The following is a 16,579-nucleotide window of genomic DNA, read 5'->3' as shown; positions in this document are numbered from 1 at the left end:
CCCGGAGAATCCCGCCCGCTGCCCTCTCCGCGGTACAGCAGGCTGGAGTGACGGCCTGTCCGGTTGTCCGTAGATTGGCCGGTGATGATGAGAAACGCCGTCGAGGCGCTCGACCGCCTCGCGGGCGGCCTCGGCACCGCCGTGCTCGCCCTGGCCACCGTGGCCTGCTGGGTGATCGTCGGCACGGCGTCGCTGTTCTGGATCGGCCTGCCGCTGCTGCCCTCGGTGATGGCGATGACCAGGGTGGTGGCGGACAAGGAGCGGGTCAGGCTGGGCCGCTGGGGCGAACAGGCGCTGAGCCCGTACGAGACCTCCATCGAGGACCTGACCTGGCAGGACGCGGTGCGCGCCGCCCGGCGCGACCCGGCCACCTGGCGCGACCTGCGCTGGCTGTGCCTGCACGCGACGTCCGGCCTCGTGCTGGGGCTGCTCGGCATCGCCTTCCCGGTCATGGCCGTGCGGGACCTCTCGTTCCCCCTGTGGTACGGGCTGCTTCCCGAGACCGAGACGACCAGCACCATGTACCTGCCGGTCGACTCATGGACGGGCATCGCGGGCACGGCGCTGATCGGCCTGGTCTGGGCGCTGCTCAGCCTGACGATCGGCCCCGGCATGGCCAGGCTGCAGGCGCTGCCCGGGCGGCGGCTGCTGCCGCCGCACCCGTCGGTCGACCTGTCGCACCGGATCGCCCAGCTCACCGCCACCCGGGCAGGCGCTCTGCAGGCGCACGCCGCCGAGCTGCGCCGCATCGAGCGCTCGCTGCACGACGGCGCGCAGAACCGGCTGGTGGCCGTGGTCGTGCTGGTCGCGGCCGCCAAGCGGGCGCTGGAGCGCGATCCCGCGACGGCCGGCCCGGTGCTGGACCGCGCCCAGGAAGCCGCCGAGACGGCGCTGACCGAGCTGCGCGGCGTGGTGCGCGGCATCCTGCCGCCGATTCTGCAGGACAGGGGCCTGGCGGGCTCGCTCGCCGCGCTGGCCTCCGACTGCCCGGTGCCGTGCAAGGTGTCGGTGGGCGAACTGGGCGCGCTGCCGCTGTCGGTGGAGACCACCGCGTACTTCACGGTGGCGGAGGCGCTCACCAACGTGGCCAAGCACAGCGGCGCCACGCACGCCCGGGTGGCGCTGGACCGGCGCGGCGACACGCTGCGCGTCGAGATCGAGGACGACGGGCACGGCGGCGCGGCGGAGCGGGACGGCTCCGGCCTGGCGGGCATCCGCCGCCGGGTGGCGGCGCACGACGGCGTCCTCACCCTGGACAGCCCGGCAGGCGGGCCGACGAGAATCGAGGTGGAGTTGCCGTGCGTGTCGTGATCGCCGAGGATGACGCCCTGTTGCGCGAAGGGCTGGCGCTGCTGCTGGGCGGTGAGGGGTTCGAGGTGGCCGCGGCCGTGCCCGACCCGGACGCGTTCATGAAGGCGGTGGCCGAGCACCATCCGGACGTGGCGGTGGTGGACGTGCGGATGCCGCCCACCCACACCGACGAGGGCATCAAGGCGGCGGTCGAGGCCAGGCGGCTGCACCCGGAGCTGGCGGTGCTCGTGCTGTCGGCGTACGTGGAGCAGGCGTTCGCCACCGAGCTGCTGGCCGGCGGCGCCAACGGGATCGGCTACCTGCTGAAGGAACGGGTGGGCCGGGTCGGCGAGTTCATGACCGCGCTGGAGCGGGTGGCGGCCGGCGGCACCGCCATCGACCCGGAGGTGGTGGCCCAGCTCTTCACCCGCCGCGACGGGCCGCTGGACCGGCTCACCGCCAGGGAGCTGGAGGTGCTCGCGCTGATGGCCGAGGGCCTGGGCAACACGGCCATCGCCGAGCGGCTGGTGGTCACGGAAGGCGCCGTGCACAAGCACATCCGCAGCATCTTCGCCAAGCTCGACCTGTCACCCGCCGACCGCGTCGACCGCCGCGTCGCCGCCGTCCTCCACTACCTGAACGCCTGACCCCGGCCCTGCCCGTCGCCTCCGGCGGATCGTCGGCCCGAGAAGCCCCACGCATGCGCCGGGAGGATGTCCCGTACACGAGCCCGACCAGCGGACGCGGTGTCTTGCCCTGGATGGAGTGGCCGCTCGTAAGGGGTGCCGCTTGGAGGGTGGGGTGGTCTCCCGGAGGATGCGTGCGCTGCCTCGAAGGGGTGCTTGACCAGGAGCGCACTTTCTGCGGGGCTGCGCTGCGCACCTGGAGGATGGGTTGCCCTGCGGTGGGGTCCTGCGAAGAGGTGGGTGGGTTGTTTCGCGGCGGGGTGGATGGGGTCCGGGTGTTGGGGGCGGGGTGTGATAATCCGTGCGTGGTGGGGTGTTCCAGGCGGGCGCTGTTATGGGCGGGGGTCGGGGCGCTGGTTCCGGCTCGGGGCGGGGTGGGTGCGTCGCCTGGGGCGTTCGCGGGGGTGCGGCGGCGGTGGCGGGAGGTGACCGTCGATCCCGCGTACCCGGTGGGGCCGGCGAGGCGGCGGCTGGCGGAGATGGCGCCCACCGGCCGTCATCTGTGGCCGGATCTGCCGTACCCGTCCCTGAGCGCGACCCCGGGGCGGCTGCTCGCGATGGCGCGGGCGTACGCGGTGAGCGGCGACGCGCGGCTGCGCGCCGGGGTCGAGACCGGCATCGGCCACTTCTGTGAGCACGTGTACGCGGCCGGGGCGGACCCGGTGGGCAACTGGTGGGACTGGGAGATCGGCGCGCCGAAGCGGCTGCTCGACGCCGCCGTCCTCGTCGGCCTGTCGGGGCGGCAGGGCGGCGCGTTGCTGGAGGCCGTCGACCACTTCGTCCCGCCCGACCGGCTGAGCGACTACGGCGGCACCAGCACGGGCGCGAACCGGGTGGACCTGTGCCTGGTGACGCTGCTGCGCGCGGTGCTGGGCGCGGACGCGGAGCGGGCGGACCTCGCGGTGCGGGCGCTCGCGCCGGTCTTCCGGTACGTGACGGAAGGCGACGGCTTCTACCGGGACGGCTCGTTCCTCCAGCACGACACCGTCCCCTACCAGGGCGGTTACGGGCTCGTACTGCTGGAAGGGCTGGCGACGCTGTTCGCGGTGCTGCGCGGGAGCCCGTGGGAGGTCACCGACCCGAACAGGCGGATCGTGTACGACAGCGTGGAGCGGTCGTTCGTCCCGTTCACGCACGCCGGTCACGTCATGGACCTGGTGAGCGGCCGGGGCATCGCCAGGGACCCGTCCGGCGGCGAGCTCAGGTTCCGCCGCCTGGCCGGCGCCGTGAGGCGGCTGGCCGTCACCGCGACGCCCGCCGAGCGCCGTCGCTGGCGAACCCTGGTGGACGGGGCCGGCGAGCAGCCCACCGGGCACCGGCTGTTCCCGATGAGCGCCCGCGCCGTGCACCGCGCGCCCGGCTGGTGCGCGGCGCTCAGCATGTCCTCCGACCGGATCGCCCACTACGAGCACGGCAACGGCGAGAACCTGCGCGGCTGGCACACCGGCTCGGGGATGCTCTATTGGTGGGGCGAGGGCCACGGGGCCCACTACGCCGACGGGTTCTGGGCCACCGTCGACCCCTACCGGCTGCCGGGCACCACCGTCTCGACCCGGCGGCTGCCCGACGGCGCGGGCGAGGCGTGGGGCGGCGCGTGCCCACCGTTCCGCTGGGCCGGCGGCGCCACCGACGGCCGTTACGCGACCGCCGGCCAGCACCTGCGCGGGCTGGAGTCCACGGTGGAGGCGTTCAAGTCCTGGTTCTTCCTCGACGACGCGGTGGTCTGCCTGGGCGCGGGCATCACCGGCAGGGACGGCGCGCCGGTGGAGACCGTGGTCGACAACCGCCGCACCGCCGCGCTCCTCACCGTGGACGACGCGAACGGCTGGGCCCATCTGGCGAGGCACGGCGGCTACGTCGTCCGCGACGGCGGCGTGCTGCGCCGCCTGCGCGAGCACCGGCCGGGCGGCGGGATGACGCGCCCGTACGTCACGCTCTGGCTCGGTCACGGGCTGGACCCCGGCGACGCCCGCTACGACTACCTGCTGCTGCCGAACGCCACCGTGGCGGCGACCAGGGCCCGCGCCGCCGACCCCGGATGGGCGCGGGTGCTCGCCAACACGACCTCCCAGCAGGGCGTGCACGTGCCGTCGGCGGGGGTGACGGCGGTCAACTTCTGGCAGCCGGGCACCGCGGGCCCGCTGTCGGCGTCCGGGCCGTGCGCGGTGCTCGTCACCGAGCGCGGCGACGGCTCGGCCACCGTCACCGTGTCCGACCCGCGCCGCGACCTGACGGAGCTGACCGTCACCTGGAACCGCCCGGTGGCGGCGGTGACGGGACGCCCGGCGGCCCTGACAGGGGCGCGGACGGGACGGCGGCTCACGCTGACGTTCGGCCCGCTGCCGGACTCCGCGTCGGTCACCGTCCGGCCGGGCGGAGGCGGGTGAGATCTCGGGGTCTCTGACCGGCGGAAATTTCTCACACCCGGAGAGCCACGACGCGTGCGGCCCGAGTAGTTTTTCAGATCGGACCCCGGCCGTGATAGACGTCTCATGAGATGGTCTTGCAGGATTTGGCCAGCATGAGCTGGTAAGTCTGGTCGGCAGGTCCTAGATCCAACGAGTCAAGGATGTGCCCATGCGCGCCAGAGACCTGCTTGCCGACTATCCCGTCGTGACCCTTGAGACGCCTGTGCTCCAGGCAGCCCAGTTGCTCGCCGAGCAGGATCTGCCCGGTCTGATCGTCGAGAACGACGACCAGCTCACCATTTTGCCGGGCACGGAAGCACTGCGACTGGCCGTGCCGCGCTACATCATGGACGATCCGGCGCTGGCCCGGGTGGTCGACGAGGCGCACGCCGACGAGTTCCTGCGCGCGCTGGGCAGTCGTACGGTGCGCGAGGTGCTGCCCCGGGAGCGGCGGGAGCTGCCCGTCACGGATCCTGACGCGACCGTGCTGGAGCTGGCCGCGCTGATGGCGCGCACCCGCAGCCCGTTGGTGGCCATCGTGGACAAGGGCCGGTTGCTGGGTGCGGTCACGCTGCAGGCGCTGCTGGACAGGATGCTAGGCACATGAGCCCGCTCGCCTGGGCGAGCGTCGCAGTGTTCGTGTCCGCCTACGCGCTGATCGCCACCGAGAAGGTGAACCGGGTGGCGGCGGCGCTGGGCGGAGCGTGGGTCATGCTGTTGATCCACGCGACCAACGCCGGGTCGGCGTTCTTCTCCGAGCATGCCGGGATCGACTGGAACGTCATCTTCCTGCTGCTCGGCATGATGGTCATCGTCGGGGTGCTGAAAGAGACCGGCGTCTTCGAGTATCTGGCGATCTGGGCGGCCAAACGCGCCCAGGGGCGGCCCTTCCGGCTGATGGTCCTGCTGGTCCTGATCACGGCAGGCGCGTCGGCGCTGCTCGACAACGTGACCACGGTGCTGCTGATCGCGCCGGTGACGTTCCTGGTGTGCGAGCGGCTGGCCGTGTCGCCGGTCCCCTTCCTGATCGCCGAGGCGCTGGCCTCCAACATCGGCGGCGCGTCGACGCTGGTGGGCGACCCGCCGAACATCATCATCGCCAGCCGGGGCGGGCTGAGCTTCAACGACTTCCTCATCCACATGGCGCCCATGGTGATCGTGCTGGTCGCGGTGTTCGTGGGGCTCTGCTGGCTCATGTGGGGCCGGACGTTCCGGTACGACCCGGACCGGGCGCAGGAGGTCATGGCGCTGGACGAGAAGGAGGCGATCGCCGACCCGTGGCTGCTGTGGCAGTCGCTCGTCGTGCTGGTGCTGGTGCTGGCGGCGTTCGTGCTCCATCCGGTGCTGCACTACGAGCCGTCGGTGGTGGCGCTGCTGGGCGCCGGTGTGCTGGTGGCCTTCACCAAGGTGACCACGGAGAAGTCGCTGGCCGAGGTGGAGTGGCCGACGCTGGTGTTCTTCGCCGGGCTGTTCGTCATGGTCGGCGCGCTCGTCCACACCGGGGTCATCGACCAGGTCTCCAGGGCCGCCGTGGAGGCCACGGCGGGCCGGTTGGACGTGGCGACGATGGGGCTGCTGGGCGGTTCCGCCGTGGTGTCGGCGGTCGTGGACAACATCCCGTACGTGGCCACGATGAGCCCGATCGTGGAGGAACTCGTGGCGGCGCAGGGCGGCGAGTCGGCACAGGTGCTCTGGTGGGCGCTGGCGTTCGGGGCCGACCTGGGCGGCAACGCCACGGCGGTGGGCGCGGCGGCCAACGTGGTCGTGCTGGGCATCGCGGCCCGCAACGGCACGCCGATCAGCTTCTGGCACTTCACCAAGTACGGGTTGATCGTCACGGTCGTCACGGTGACCCTGGTGGCGCCGTATCTGTGGTTCCGATACCTGTAGAAACCCCCGCAAAGGTAAAATATTCGCCCCGAAAACCCCTATGCCGTAGGGGATTCCGTCGTCCGGGCCCGTTCCGCGCTTGCCCTTTCCCTTGCGCGACGATTACCTTCGAACCCATCGATGGCACGCGCTTGAGCAGCGCTTTTAGGTAAGCCCCCGCGCGTTGCCGATGAATTGCCGAGACCGCGCCCACCCGCGCACGAAGCGGGAACACGGCGCGGCCGCCGAATCCGCCCTCTGGCGGAACCGGGGACCCACCTTTCTCTGGGGTGAATCGGTCGCTCTTCACCAAGGGCGCACCGTAGGGCACTTCCACGCCCGAACCCGACAGCTAACCCGGTAGGCGGCATGGAAGCAAGGAGCAATCCCCGAGCATGGTCAAGCACATCTTCGATCGCATCCCGTCCACCTCCCGCCTGGCCCTGGGCGCCACCCTGGCACTCGGCGCCGCCTTCGCCGGCACCTCCGCCGCCGCCACGGCAGCCGCCGCCACCCCCTCCCAGCCCCACCCGGTCGCCCAGCAGCACAGCAGCGCCGGCCAGGCCACCGCCGTCAGCGCGAGCACCGTCCTTCAGGTCGCCGAGTCGCAGATCGGCGTCACCGAGGACGCCGCCGGCGGCGGCACCAAGTTCCACCAGTGGTACATGTCCTCCCCGCGCGCGGCCGAGACCCTGGCCCGCGACGGCGGCGGCACGCCCGCGCTGTACGCCAACGCCCCCTGGTGCGCGATGTTCGTGTCCTGGGTCGGCGAGCAGGCCGGCGCCCGCTCCACGATCGGCTGGGACGCCTACACCGTCACCCACGCCCAGTGGTTCAAGGACAACAACCGCTGGGGCAGCGAGGCCAAGCCCGGCAGCGTCGTCTTCTTCGACTGGGGCGGCAGCAAGAACATCAGCGCCGTCGACCACGTCGGCCTGGTGAAGAAGGACAACGGCGACGGCACGATCACCACGATCGAGGGCAACACCGGCAACGGCAAGGTCGAGGAGCGCATCCGGCCCGTGTCCCAGGTGACCGGCTACGGCTACCCCGAGTACAAGGCCGCCTGAGCACCTTCTCCGCACCCGTCATTCCTCCGGCGATCCGGTCAGGTCTTCCCTGACCGGATCGCCGTCGTCTGTGGCCCCTGGTCAGGACCGCGTTTTGACCGGCCGTTGGCCTGCCCGGCGACGACTCCGGGGGAGATCCAGGGGGTGGAAGCGCGTGCGACATGACGACGGTGCCCTACCAGCAGGACCCGGCCAAGACCAGGCGGTCGCCGCTCAGCGGGCGGCGGCTGCAACTCCGCCACGGTGAGGGCGACAAGCGGCACCTGACCAGCCTGCAAGGACTGTCGGCGCTGTCGCTGGACGCCCTCAGCTCGGTCGCCTACGGGCCGGAGGCCGCGGCGCTCGTCCTGGCCGGGGCCGGGGCCGCCGCCGTGGCGCTGACCCTGCCGATCACGATCGCCATCGCGGTCCTGCTGCTGATCCTCGTGTTCTCCTACAGGCAGGTCATCGCCGCCCACCCCGACGGCGGCGGGTCGTACGGGGTCGCGAAGGCGGAGCTGGGCCGCCGGGCGGGCCTGCTGGCCGCCGCGGCCCTGGTGGTGGACTACGTGCTGACCATCGCGGTCAGCCTCGCCGCCGCGGCCGCCAACCTGGCCTCGGCGTTCCCCGTCCTGCGACCGTACCTGGTGGAGACCTGCCTGGCCGGGGTGCTGCTGCTGACGGTCATCAACCTGTTCGGGGTGTCCGACAGCGCGCGGTTCCTCATGCTGCCCATGAGCCTGTTCGTGGTGTCCGTCCTCGGCGTCGTGGCGGTCGGCCTGGCGCGGTCCGGGCCCGCCGCCACCGTGGGGACGACGGAGCAGATCGTCGCCACCGAGGCGCTGACCGTGATGCTCATCCTGCGGGCCTTCTCCTCCGGATGCTCCTCGCTGACCGGGATCGAGGCCATCGCCAACGGCGTGCCCATGTTCCGCAAGCCCCGCGTCAAGCGCGCCCAGCACACCGAACTGATGCTCGGCGCGCTGCTCGCCACCATGCTCATCGGCCTGGCCGTGCTCATCCGCAGGGACCACGTGGTGCCCCGCGAGGGCGTGACCATCCTGGCCCAGCTCGTGGCCGGCTCGTACGGGACCGGCTGGGCGTTCTACGGCACCAACATCGTGGTCGCCCTCGGCCTGGGCCTGGCCGCCAACACCAGCTTCGGCGGCCTGCCGGTGCTGCTGAGTCTGCTGGCCAAGGACAGGCGGCTGCCCTCGCTGTTCGCGCTGCGCACCGAACGGCCCGTCTACCGGTACGGCGTCGCGGTGGCGGGCCTGCTGGCCGCCATCCTGCTGATCGCGGTGGACGGCGACCCCCAGCGGCTCATCCCCATGTTCGCCATCGGCGTCTTCATCGGTTTCACCATGAGCCAGGGCGGCATGGTCAAGCACTGGCACCGGCTGCGCCCGCCCCGCTGGCGCCGCGACATGCTGCTCAACGGGACCGGGGCTTTGCTCACCTGCGTGGCGGCCCTCGTGCTGCTGGTGTCGAAGTTCACCGAGGGCGCCTGGGCGGTCGCCATCGTCATCCCCCTGCTCATCCTCCTGTTCGCCCGGATCGAGCGCTACTACGGAGAGGTGGCGGCCGAGCTGGAGATCGGCGCCGTGCCGGCCAGGCCCGCGCGGCCGCCCGCCGCCGACCGTCCCGGCAAGAAGATCATCATCCCCGTCGGCGGGATCGACGCCGCGACCCAGCGGAGCGTGAGCGCCGCCATGGCCCTCGGCGGGGAGATCGTGCTCGTGTCGGTCTGCTTCACCGAGGAGTCGCGGCGCGCGCTGCACGAAGCCTGGGACCGGTGGGATCCCGGAGTCCCGCTGGAGGTCATCGTCAACCCCGCCCGCACGGTGATCCACCCCCTGCTGGACTACATCCGCCAGGTGGACGAGTCGGGGAGCTGGACCGTCGTCCTCATCCCCATCCTGGAACCCCGGCACTTCCGCTACCGGTTCCTGCACAACCAGCGTGGCCTCCTGCTGGCCGCCGCCCTGCGGGAGCGGTCGGACGTGGTCGTCTGCCTCCTCCCGTTCCACCTCCGCCCGTGAACGGGTTACCGGCCGGTTCACAGGGCACGGGAAGCGCATGGTCGTCACCACCGAATCCCGCCGCTGGGTCGCGCTGCCGGTCTTCCTGGTGGCCGTGGCCCTGGTCGCCGTCATCGGGTCGCTGGCCGCGTCCGGCGCCGGGGCCGAGTATCTGGCACTGGAGCGTCCCGCCTGGGCGCCGCCGCAGTGGCTGTTCGGGCCCGTCTGGACGGTGCTGTACATCATGATCGCCGTGGCGGGCTGGCTCACCTGGACGGCGCGCGGCTGGTCACGGGCGCTGACCGCGTACGCGGTGCAGCTCGTGCTCAACGCCGCGTGGACCCCGTTGTTCTTCGCCGCGGGCTGGTACGGCGTGGCCTTCGCCGAGCTGTGCCTGCTGTGGATCGCCATCGCGGCGACCATCGTGCTGATGTGGCCGGTCAAGCGGCCGGCGGCGCTGCTGATGGCGCCCTATCTGGTCTGGGTGACCTACGCCGGCGCGCTGAACCTGGCCATCTGGCAGCTCAACTGATCCCGGTCCTTGGGCCGTCAGACGAAGGCGCCATGGCCGGTGATCGCCCGGCCGACGATCAGGCTGTTGATCTCACGCGTCCCCTCGTACGAGTAGATGGCCTCGGAGTCGGCCACGAACCGGCCCATCCCGTAGTCGAGCACGATCCCGTTGCCCGCCATGATCTCCCGGCCCCAGCCGACCGCCTCCCGCATCCGGGCCGTGCAGTACGCCTTGGCCATGGCCGAGTGCTCGTCGCGGTAGACGCCCGCGTCCTGCAACTGCGCCAGCCGCACCACCATGCCGAGCGAGCTCGTGACGTTGCCCAGCATCCGCACCAGCAGGTCCTGGACGAGCTGGAACGCCGCGATCGGGCGGCCGAACTGCTCGCGCTCCCCGGCGTACTCCAGGGCCCGCTCGTAGGCGCCCATCATGCAGCCCACCGCCTGCCAGGCCACCCCGCCCCTGGTCTGCCGCAGGATCGTGGACGTGTCGCGGAAACCGCGGGCCCCGGCCAGCCGGTTGGCCTCGGGGACGCGGCAACCGGTCAGCGTGATGTCCGCGTTCTGGACCGTACGGAGGGCGATCTTGTTCTCGATCTTGGTGGCTTCGAAGCCGGGCGTGCCCTTCTCCACCACGAAGCCCTTCACCTGGCCGTCGGCCTCGTCCTTCGCCCAGACCACGGTCAGGTCGGCGAAGGTGGCGTTGCCGATCCAGCGCTTGGCGCCGTCGAGCACCCACGTGTCGCCCTCGCGCCTGGCCGTGGTGCGCAGCCCGGCGGCCACGTCGGAGCCGCCCTCCGGCTCGGTCAGCGCGAACGCGCCGATCTGCTCCATCGCGGCCATCCGCGGCAGCCACCGCTCGCGCTGCTCCTCCGAGCCGAGCCCGGCGATGCTGCCCATGGCCAGACCGCTGTGCACGCCGAAGAACGTCGCGATGGACGGATCCACCCGGTTCATCTCCAGCACGATGAAACCGGTCAGCAGGCTGCTCGCGCCCCGGTGCTGGAGCCCCGCCACGTCCAGCTTGGCCATCTCCGGCACCACGTGGTGCGGGAAGCTCGCCTTGGTCCAGGCCTCGTCCGCGATGGGCGCGATCTTCTCGGTCATGAAGTCGCGCACCCGCTGGACGATCTGCTTCTCCTCCTTGTTCAGCAGGTCGGCGTAGTCGTAGAAGTCGCCGTTCCGCACGCCGTCCCCTCTCACGCGCCCAGGTCCCTGGCCAGGGTGTCCAGACGGGCGGCGAGCGAGTCCAGGTCGTGGTCATCGGTCACGTGCCGCACCTCGCGGCGGCGGGCGAGCACCAGGCCGCCCTGCCGGTCGGCCTGCTCCTCCGGCATGACGACGCATTCTCCTCGTACGAGAACGAGAGCGGCGTCCTGGTCTTGCGTGTCGACGAGCTTGCGTACGGCGGCGCGGTCGATGAGTCGCATACGCCGCCGACTGCCCCGCCAGTCCCTTTCGAAACGGTCTCGGTAGATAGTCCAGCTCCATGAGGAAAGAGCGCTTGGTGCTGTACCGTCTGGAAGGTCCGGCATGATCCTTCCAACGGAAAGTCACGATGAGCGACAGCGATGCCGCCGAGTCGGCCTGGTCCAGGGTCGACACCACTGTCCCGCACTCCGCGCGGGTGTGGGACTTCCTGCTGGGCGGGAAGGACCACTTCCCCGTCGACCGCGAGGCCGGGGAGACCCTGCTGAGGCTGTTCCCCGACTTCGCCATGGTCGCCAGGCTGCAGCGGGAGTTCCTGGTCCGCGCGATCCGCTACTTGGCGGGCGAGGCCGGGATCCGGCAGTTCCTCGACATCGGCACCGGCCTGCCCACCGCCGGCAACACGCACGAGATCGCGCAGGGTATCGCCCGCGAGTCGCGGGTCGTGTACGTGGACAACGACCCGATCGTGCTGGCGCACGCCCGCGCGCTGCTCACCAGCGCGCCCGAGGGCGCCACCGACTATCTCGACGCGGACGTCCGCGACCCCGAGGCGATCCTGGCCGGGGCCGCCGCGACGCTCGACTTCAGCCGGCCCGTCGCGGTCATGATGCTGAGCATCGCCGGGCAGGTGACCGACGACGAAGACCCGCGCGGCATCGTCGACCGCCTGCTTGAGCCGCTCGCCCCCGGCAGCTACCTGGCGCTGAGCGACGGCACCAACACCAACCCCGCCCTCGTGGAAGCGGTCACCGGCTACAACAAGAACGCCCGCAACTCCTACCAGCTGCGCTCCCCCGACGAGATCGCGCGCTTCTTCACCGGCCTCGAACTGGTGGAGCCCGGCGTGGTGCCGACACCGGAATGGCGCCCCGCGCCGGACCGCTGGGACGAGCCGCCCACCGTGGTGAGCGCCGTCTGCGGAGTCGCCCGCAAGCCCTGACGTCACCGGACGACCCCGTCGAGCTGGAGATCGCCTTCACCATGGGGAAGGCGTAGGGCCAACTTCTGGCGATTACTTCCACAAGTGCGGGACGCGCCGCCGACGGTTCCGCTCTCCGGCTTCCTACTCTCCTGCTGACCGGTGAGTCGGGAGGCAGGAGACGCCATGTCGGGCAGCGACGTCCGCGGACTCCTGCAGCCCTTCCTGCTCCTGCTCATCTGCGAGCGGCCGGGTCACGGATATGACCTGATCGAGCGGCTGGCGCGCCTGGGGGCGGCCGACGCGGAGCCCGGCCAGGTCTACCGCGTGCTGCGCTCGCTCGAACGCGCGGGTCATCTGGCCTCCGCCTGGGTCGCCTCCGAGGCGGGGCCGGCGCGCAGGCGGTACGAGCTGACCACCGGCGGCATGGCCGAGCTGGAGGCGTGGATGGGCCGGTTGGCCGACGTCCGCCGGTTGCTGGAGACCTGCCTGAACAGGTGGACGCGGATCGCGCCGGAACCCGGCGGCTACGCGGTCCCGCGCGAGCAGGTGGCGGGACCGGAGAAGGAGGAGTGCCATGGGTGAGGACCCGGCGACGACCGCCGTGGCCGCCGCGTTCGAGCGGCGGACGGGACCGGCGGCCGCCATGGGGGAGGACGCGGACCGGATCGTCCGCGCCTGCCAGGAGATGGCGGAGCGCTTCCGGATGGGCGGCAAGCTGCTGGTCTTCGGCAACGGCGGTTCGGTGGCCGACGCCCAGCACGTCGCCGTCGAGTTCGCGCACCCGGTCATCGTGGGCAAGCCCGCGCTGCCGGCGATCTCGCTGACCACCGACATGGCCGTGGCCACGGGGATCGCGCTGACCGAGGGCCTGGACGGGATCTTCGCGGCGCAGCTCCGGCTGCTGGCGTCGCCATGCGACATCGCGCTCGGTCTCTCCACCGACGCGGGGTCCGCGAACGTGCGCGGCGGTCTCGCGGCGGCGCGCGAGCTGGGGCTGCTCACGGTGGCGCTCACCGGGGGCGAGGCGGGCGCCGAGGCGGACCACGTGCTGGCCGTCCGCTCCGCCGACCCGCTGATCGTCAAGGAGGTGCACGTGACGATGTACCACGTGCTCTGGGAGCTGGTGCACGTCTTCTACGAGCTGGAGGCGGCCCGATGACGGAGCCGTGCCGCGACGGGGTCTGCGTGACCTGCTCCGACGTCGCCGTGCCGGTGCGCGTCCTGCGGCTGCTGGAGGACGGGCTGGCCGTGGTGGAGACGGAGTCCGGGCCGGAGGAGGTCAGCGTGGCGCTGGTGGACGCGCGGCCCGGCGACATCGTGCTGGTGCACGCCAAGGAAGCCATCGCGGTCCGCCCGTACGGAGGAGAGACCCATGAGCACGGTCAGTGAGCCCGGCGGCATCGAGGCCCTCTACCCGTTCCTCGCCCCGGGACCGGTCGACCGGGAAGCGGTCCTCGCCGATCTGCGCGAGTCCACCCGGAGGAAGGCCGCGGAGATCGTCGAGCTGCGGCGGTCGCTGGTGGCCCTGCACGCGGAGCGTCTCGTGGCGTGCGCGCGGGAGATGGCGGCGGCGTTCGACGCGGGGGCGCGGCTGTTCGCCTTCGGCAACGGGGGCAGCAGCACGGACGCCCAGGCCGTCGTGCAGCTGTTCGCCCACCCTCCGAGCCCGGCGCGGGCGGTCGCGGCGGTGCCGCTCGCCCAGGACGTCGCGCTGCTCACGGCGCTGTCGAACGACGTCGGGTACGAGCTCGTGTTCGCCCGCCAGCTGGCCGCGCTCGGACGGCCCGGTGACGTGGCCATGGGGCTGTCGACCAGCGGCGGCTCGGCCAACGTGCTCAACGCCATGGGGGAGGCATCCCGGCGCGGCCTGCTGACCGTCGGGCTGGTCGGCTACGACGGCGGTCCGATGGCGCAGGACGGTCGCGTCGCGCACCTGTTCGTGGTCCCGTCGGTGTCGGTGCACCGCATCCAGGAGGCCCAGATCACGCTCTGCCACGTGCTGTGGGAGCTGGCCCAGCGGGCGCTGACCGGCGAGCTGTGACGTCCGTGCCGGGTACGGGGGCGCGCCGGATCCGGGTGCGGGTCGAGGGGCTGGTGCAGGGGGTGGGGTTCCGGCCGTTCGTGTGCGGGCTGGCCGGGGCGCACGGGTTGTCGGGGTTCGTGGGGAACGACCCCGGAGGGGTGTTCATCGAGGCCGAGGGCGAACCGCCGATGCTGGACGCCTTCACGGCCGGGCTGACCGGCCAGGCGCCGCCCCTCGCCCTGGTCGAACGCGTCTCCGTCGAACCCGCCGAGCCCCAGGGGGAGACCGGCTTCCACATCGTCCCCAGCCGCCGGGCCGGCGTGACGATCGGGCTTCGTGATCTGGCGGGTGGTGAGTTCGCGCTGGTCTCGGCGGATGTGGGGACGTGTGACGCCTGTCTGGGGGAGGTGCGCGATCCGGCCGACCGCCGTCATGGTTACGCGTTCGCGAACTGCACGGACTGCGGGCCTCGGTTCACCATCGTCAGCGGCGTGCCGTACGACCGGTGTGCCACGACGATGGCCGACTTCGCGATGTGCGCCGCGTGCGCACGGGAGTATCGGGATCCGCTCGACCGGCGCTTCCACGCGCAGCCGGTCTGCTGCCCGGCGTGCGGGCCGGCGCTGCGGGCGCTCGGCGCGGACGGGGGGCCGGTTCCCGGGGATCCGGTCGAGGTGGCGGCGCGGTGGCTGGAGGAGGGGCGGGTCGTGGCGGTCAAGGGGCTCGGCGGCTACCACCTCGCCGTCCTGGCCGCGCACGGGCCGGCCGTGGCCGTGCTCCGGGCCCGCAAGCGGCGTGAGAGCAGGCCGTTCGCCGTGATGGCGCGGGACGCGGCGGCGGCCGGGGAGCTGGTGCTTCTGGAGCCCGCGGCTGAGCGGCTGCTCACCGGCGTGCGCAGGCCGATCGTGCTGGCTCCGCGACGGCCCGGCGCGCCGGTGGCCGACGGCGTGGCGCCCGGTGGCCGCGACCTCGGGGTGATGCTGCCGTACACGCCGCTGCACCACCTGCTCGCCGACCGGCTGGCCGCGCCGTACGTGCTGACCAGCGGCAACCTGTCGGACGAGCCCATCGCGCACCGCGACGAGGACGCGCTGCGGCGGCTGCGCGGCGTGGCCGACGGGTTCCTCGTGCACGACCGGCGGATCCAGGTGCCCGCCGACGACTCGCTGGTACGGGTCTTCCGCGGGCGGGAGCTGGTCGTACGGCGATCCAGGGGGTACGCGCCGGCGCCCGTCGGCGTGCCCTGGCCCTTCCCCCGGCCGGTGCTGGCGTGCGGCGCCCAGCTGAAGAGCACCTTCTGCGTGGCCAGGGGCACCCGGGCCTTCCTGTCGCAGCACATCGGCGACCTGGAGAACTACGAGACCTTGCGCTCGTTCACCGAAGGCGTCGAGCATTTCTGCCGGCTCTTCGGGGTGCGCCCGGCGGTGGTGGCGCACGACCTGCACCCGGAGTACCTGTCGACGTCGTACGCGCTGGACCGGGAGGGCGTGGACCTGGTGGGCGTGCAGCACCATCACGCGCACATCGCCTCCTGCCTCGCCGAGCACGGCCACGCCGGTCCCGTCATCGGGGTGGCGTTCGACGGGCTCGGGCTGGGCGACGACGGCACGCTGTGGGGTGGTGAGCTGCTCGTCGCCGACCTCCTCTCCTACCGGCGGGCGGGGCACCTGGAGCCGGTGCCGATGCCGGGCGGCGCGGCGGCGGTCCGGCAGCCGTGGCGGATGGCGGCGGCCTGGCTCGACCGGGTCCACGGTGACGCGTCGCCCGTCCTGCCGGTGGTCGCCAGGCATCGCGAGCAGTGGCCGATGATCGTCGCGATGGCGCGGGCCGGGACGAACTCGCCGCCCACGTCCAGCGCGGGACGGCTCTTCGACGCGGTCGCGGCCCTCGCGGGCGTCCGCGACACGATCAGCTACGAGGGCCAGGCGGCGGCCGAACTGGAAGCCCGGGTGGACCCTGCCGAGCGAGGCGCGTACCCGGCGGGGCTGGTCGAGGGGGAGCGGGTGGTGATCGCTGGGGGCGACCTGGTCAGGGGGGTGGTCGAGGACGTCATGGGCGGGGTGGACGTGGGGCGGGTGGCGGCGCGGTTCCATCGAGGGCTGGCCGCGGTGGTCGTCCGGGCGGTGTGCGCGGTGGGTGAACGGGCCGGGCTGCGGACGGTGGCGCTGTCCGGCGGGGTCTTCCAGAACACCGTCCTGCTGGAGGCGGTGGTGTCCGGGCTGGAGCGAGAACGGTTCGAGGTGCTGGTGCACTCACGCGTGCCGCCGGGCGACGGCGGGATCGCGCTGGGCCAGGCGGTCGTCGCCGCCGCGCACGACCGCCTGAGCCGGTAGGGGGTCGTTGGAGTACTGGCCGATTCTGTCCTAA

General features: G+C 72.4%; 16 protein-coding genes and 1 riboswitch. Of the genes, 14 read left to right on the top strand and 2 right to left on the bottom strand.

What is annotated here, in order from left to right; genetic code table 11:
* Positions 1 to 84: 84 nt before the first annotated feature.
* The 8 genes from ACIBF7_RS04385 (at position 85) to ACIBF7_RS04350 (ending at position 9,855) form a co-directional block, all read left to right on the top strand.
* Complete coding sequence (locus ACIBF7_RS04385) at positions 85 to 1,311, top strand: sensor histidine kinase (protein WP_397196410.1); 1,227 nt, start codon at positions 85 to 87, stop codon at positions 1,309 to 1,311.
* Positions 1,299 to 1,937 carry a response regulator transcription factor gene (locus tag ACIBF7_RS04380; RefSeq protein ID WP_148035823.1) on the top strand — a complete coding sequence of 213 codons (639 nt, stop codon included), beginning with the start codon at positions 1,299 to 1,301 and terminating at the stop codon, positions 1,935 to 1,937. Before ACIBF7_RS04385 ends, ACIBF7_RS04380 begins: the two co-directional genes overlap by 13 nt.
* 464 nt (positions 1,938 to 2,401) lie before the next feature.
* Positions 2,402 to 4,363 (top strand): polysaccharide lyase 8 family protein, encoded by a 1,962-nt coding sequence (locus ACIBF7_RS04375; RefSeq protein WP_397196409.1) that lies wholly within the window; start codon positions 2,402 to 2,404, stop codon positions 4,361 to 4,363.
* A gap of 190 nt (positions 4,364 to 4,553) precedes the next feature.
* Positions 4,554 to 4,991, top strand: a complete 438-nt coding sequence (locus tag ACIBF7_RS04370) for a CBS domain-containing protein (protein WP_397196408.1) — start codon at positions 4,554 to 4,556, stop codon at positions 4,989 to 4,991.
* A complete protein-coding gene (locus ACIBF7_RS04365) occupies positions 4,988 to 6,274 on the top strand; it encodes an ArsB/NhaD family transporter (RefSeq protein WP_397196407.1) in 1,287 nt (428 codons plus the stop codon). The genes ACIBF7_RS04370 and ACIBF7_RS04365 overlap by 4 nt, the downstream gene beginning before the upstream one ends.
* 212 nt (positions 6,275 to 6,486) lie before the next feature.
* Positions 6,487 to 6,635, top strand: a riboswitch (cyclic di-AMP (ydaO/yuaA leader).
* A gap of 13 nt (positions 6,636 to 6,648) precedes the next feature.
* On the top strand, positions 6,649 to 7,323 hold the full coding sequence (locus ACIBF7_RS04360; RefSeq protein WP_397196406.1) for a CHAP domain-containing protein: 675 nt from the start codon (positions 6,649 to 6,651) through the stop codon (positions 7,321 to 7,323).
* Between the two features lie 161 nt (positions 7,324 to 7,484).
* Complete coding sequence (locus ACIBF7_RS04355; RefSeq protein WP_397196405.1) at positions 7,485 to 9,344, top strand: APC family permease; 1,860 nt, start codon at positions 7,485 to 7,487, stop codon at positions 9,342 to 9,344.
* Between the two features lie 37 nt (positions 9,345 to 9,381).
* Positions 9,382 to 9,855, top strand: a complete 474-nt coding sequence (locus tag ACIBF7_RS04350) for a TspO/MBR family protein (protein ID WP_397196404.1) — start codon at positions 9,382 to 9,384, stop codon at positions 9,853 to 9,855.
* 17 nt (positions 9,856 to 9,872) lie between these two features.
* Here the strand turns inward: ACIBF7_RS04350 and ACIBF7_RS04345 are convergent, their stop codons facing one another.
* Positions 9,873 to 11,039, bottom strand: coding sequence for an acyl-CoA dehydrogenase family protein (locus ACIBF7_RS04345; RefSeq protein ID WP_397196403.1), 1,167 nt, complete (start codon positions 11,037 to 11,039; stop codon positions 9,873 to 9,875).
* The gene (locus ACIBF7_RS04340) at positions 11,036 to 11,266 is read right to left on the bottom strand and encodes a hypothetical protein (RefSeq protein WP_148035818.1); all 231 of its coding nucleotides are present in this window, start codon (positions 11,264 to 11,266) and stop codon (positions 11,036 to 11,038) included. Before ACIBF7_RS04340 ends, ACIBF7_RS04345 begins: the two co-directional genes overlap by 4 nt.
* A gap of 128 nt (positions 11,267 to 11,394) precedes the next feature.
* On the opposite strand from ACIBF7_RS04340, the gene ACIBF7_RS04335 reads away from it, so the two are divergent.
* From ACIBF7_RS04335 to hypF, 6 genes are all read left to right on the top strand, one after another.
* Positions 11,395 to 12,207: an SAM-dependent methyltransferase gene (locus ACIBF7_RS04335; protein ID WP_148035817.1), complete on the top strand. Its 813-nt coding sequence runs from the start codon at positions 11,395 to 11,397 to the stop codon at positions 12,205 to 12,207.
* Positions 12,208 to 12,372: 165 nt separating this feature from the next.
* Positions 12,373 to 12,771, top strand: a complete 399-nt coding sequence (locus ACIBF7_RS04330; RefSeq protein WP_271278882.1) for a PadR family transcriptional regulator — start codon at positions 12,373 to 12,375, stop codon at positions 12,769 to 12,771.
* Positions 12,764 to 13,348 (top strand): SIS domain-containing protein, encoded by a 585-nt coding sequence (locus ACIBF7_RS04325; protein WP_148035815.1) that lies wholly within the window; start codon positions 12,764 to 12,766, stop codon positions 13,346 to 13,348. The genes ACIBF7_RS04330 and ACIBF7_RS04325 overlap by 8 nt, the downstream gene beginning before the upstream one ends.
* The gene (locus tag ACIBF7_RS04320) at positions 13,345 to 13,578 is read left to right on the top strand and encodes a HypC/HybG/HupF family hydrogenase formation chaperone (RefSeq protein ID WP_271278883.1); all 234 of its coding nucleotides are present in this window, start codon (positions 13,345 to 13,347) and stop codon (positions 13,576 to 13,578) included. Before ACIBF7_RS04325 ends, ACIBF7_RS04320 begins: the two co-directional genes overlap by 4 nt.
* Positions 13,562 to 14,230, top strand: coding sequence for an SIS domain-containing protein (locus ACIBF7_RS04315; RefSeq protein ID WP_219551577.1), 669 nt, complete (start codon positions 13,562 to 13,564; stop codon positions 14,228 to 14,230). Before ACIBF7_RS04320 ends, ACIBF7_RS04315 begins: the two co-directional genes overlap by 17 nt.
* Positions 14,227 to 16,545 carry a carbamoyltransferase HypF gene (gene hypF / locus ACIBF7_RS04310; protein WP_397196402.1) on the top strand — a complete coding sequence of 773 codons (2,319 nt, stop codon included), beginning with the start codon at positions 14,227 to 14,229 and terminating at the stop codon, positions 16,543 to 16,545. The genes ACIBF7_RS04315 and hypF overlap by 4 nt, the downstream gene beginning before the upstream one ends.
* Positions 16,546 to 16,579: the final 34 nt, after the last annotated feature.

It is taken from the genome of Nonomuraea sp. NPDC050478 (genome assembly GCF_044458265.1).
GTDB classification, from domain to species: Bacteria; Actinomycetota; Actinomycetes; order Streptosporangiales; family Streptosporangiaceae; genus Nonomuraea; species Nonomuraea ferruginea.
This window is presented reverse-complemented; position numbering and strand designations above follow the sequence as displayed.

Coding starts and splice junctions, on each gene's coding strand:
- ACIBF7_RS04385 (WP_397196410.1), top strand. CDS start 85: ATGATGAGAAACGCCGTCGAGGCGCTCGACCGCCTCGCGGGCGGCCTC.
- ACIBF7_RS04370 (WP_397196408.1), top strand. CDS start 4,554: ATGCGCGCCAGAGACCTGCTTGCCGACTATCCCGTCGTGACCCTTGAG.
- ACIBF7_RS04365 (WP_397196407.1), top strand. CDS start 4,988: ATGAGCCCGCTCGCCTGGGCGAGCGTCGCAGTGTTCGTGTCCGCCTAC.
- ACIBF7_RS04360 (WP_397196406.1), top strand. CDS start 6,649: ATGGTCAAGCACATCTTCGATCGCATCCCGTCCACCTCCCGCCTGGCC.
- ACIBF7_RS04355 (WP_397196405.1), top strand. CDS start 7,485: ATGACGACGGTGCCCTACCAGCAGGACCCGGCCAAGACCAGGCGGTCG.
- ACIBF7_RS04350 (WP_397196404.1), top strand. CDS start 9,382: ATGGTCGTCACCACCGAATCCCGCCGCTGGGTCGCGCTGCCGGTCTTC.
- ACIBF7_RS04340 (WP_148035818.1), bottom strand. CDS start 11,266: ATGCGACTCATCGACCGCGCCGCCGTACGCAAGCTCGTCGACACGCAA.
- ACIBF7_RS04335 (WP_148035817.1), top strand. CDS start 11,395: ATGAGCGACAGCGATGCCGCCGAGTCGGCCTGGTCCAGGGTCGACACC.
- ACIBF7_RS04330 (WP_271278882.1), top strand. CDS start 12,373: ATGTCGGGCAGCGACGTCCGCGGACTCCTGCAGCCCTTCCTGCTCCTG.
- ACIBF7_RS04325 (WP_148035815.1), top strand. CDS start 12,764: ATGGGTGAGGACCCGGCGACGACCGCCGTGGCCGCCGCGTTCGAGCGG.
- ACIBF7_RS04320 (WP_271278883.1), top strand. CDS start 13,345: ATGACGGAGCCGTGCCGCGACGGGGTCTGCGTGACCTGCTCCGACGTC.
- ACIBF7_RS04315 (WP_219551577.1), top strand. CDS start 13,562: ATGAGCACGGTCAGTGAGCCCGGCGGCATCGAGGCCCTCTACCCGTTC.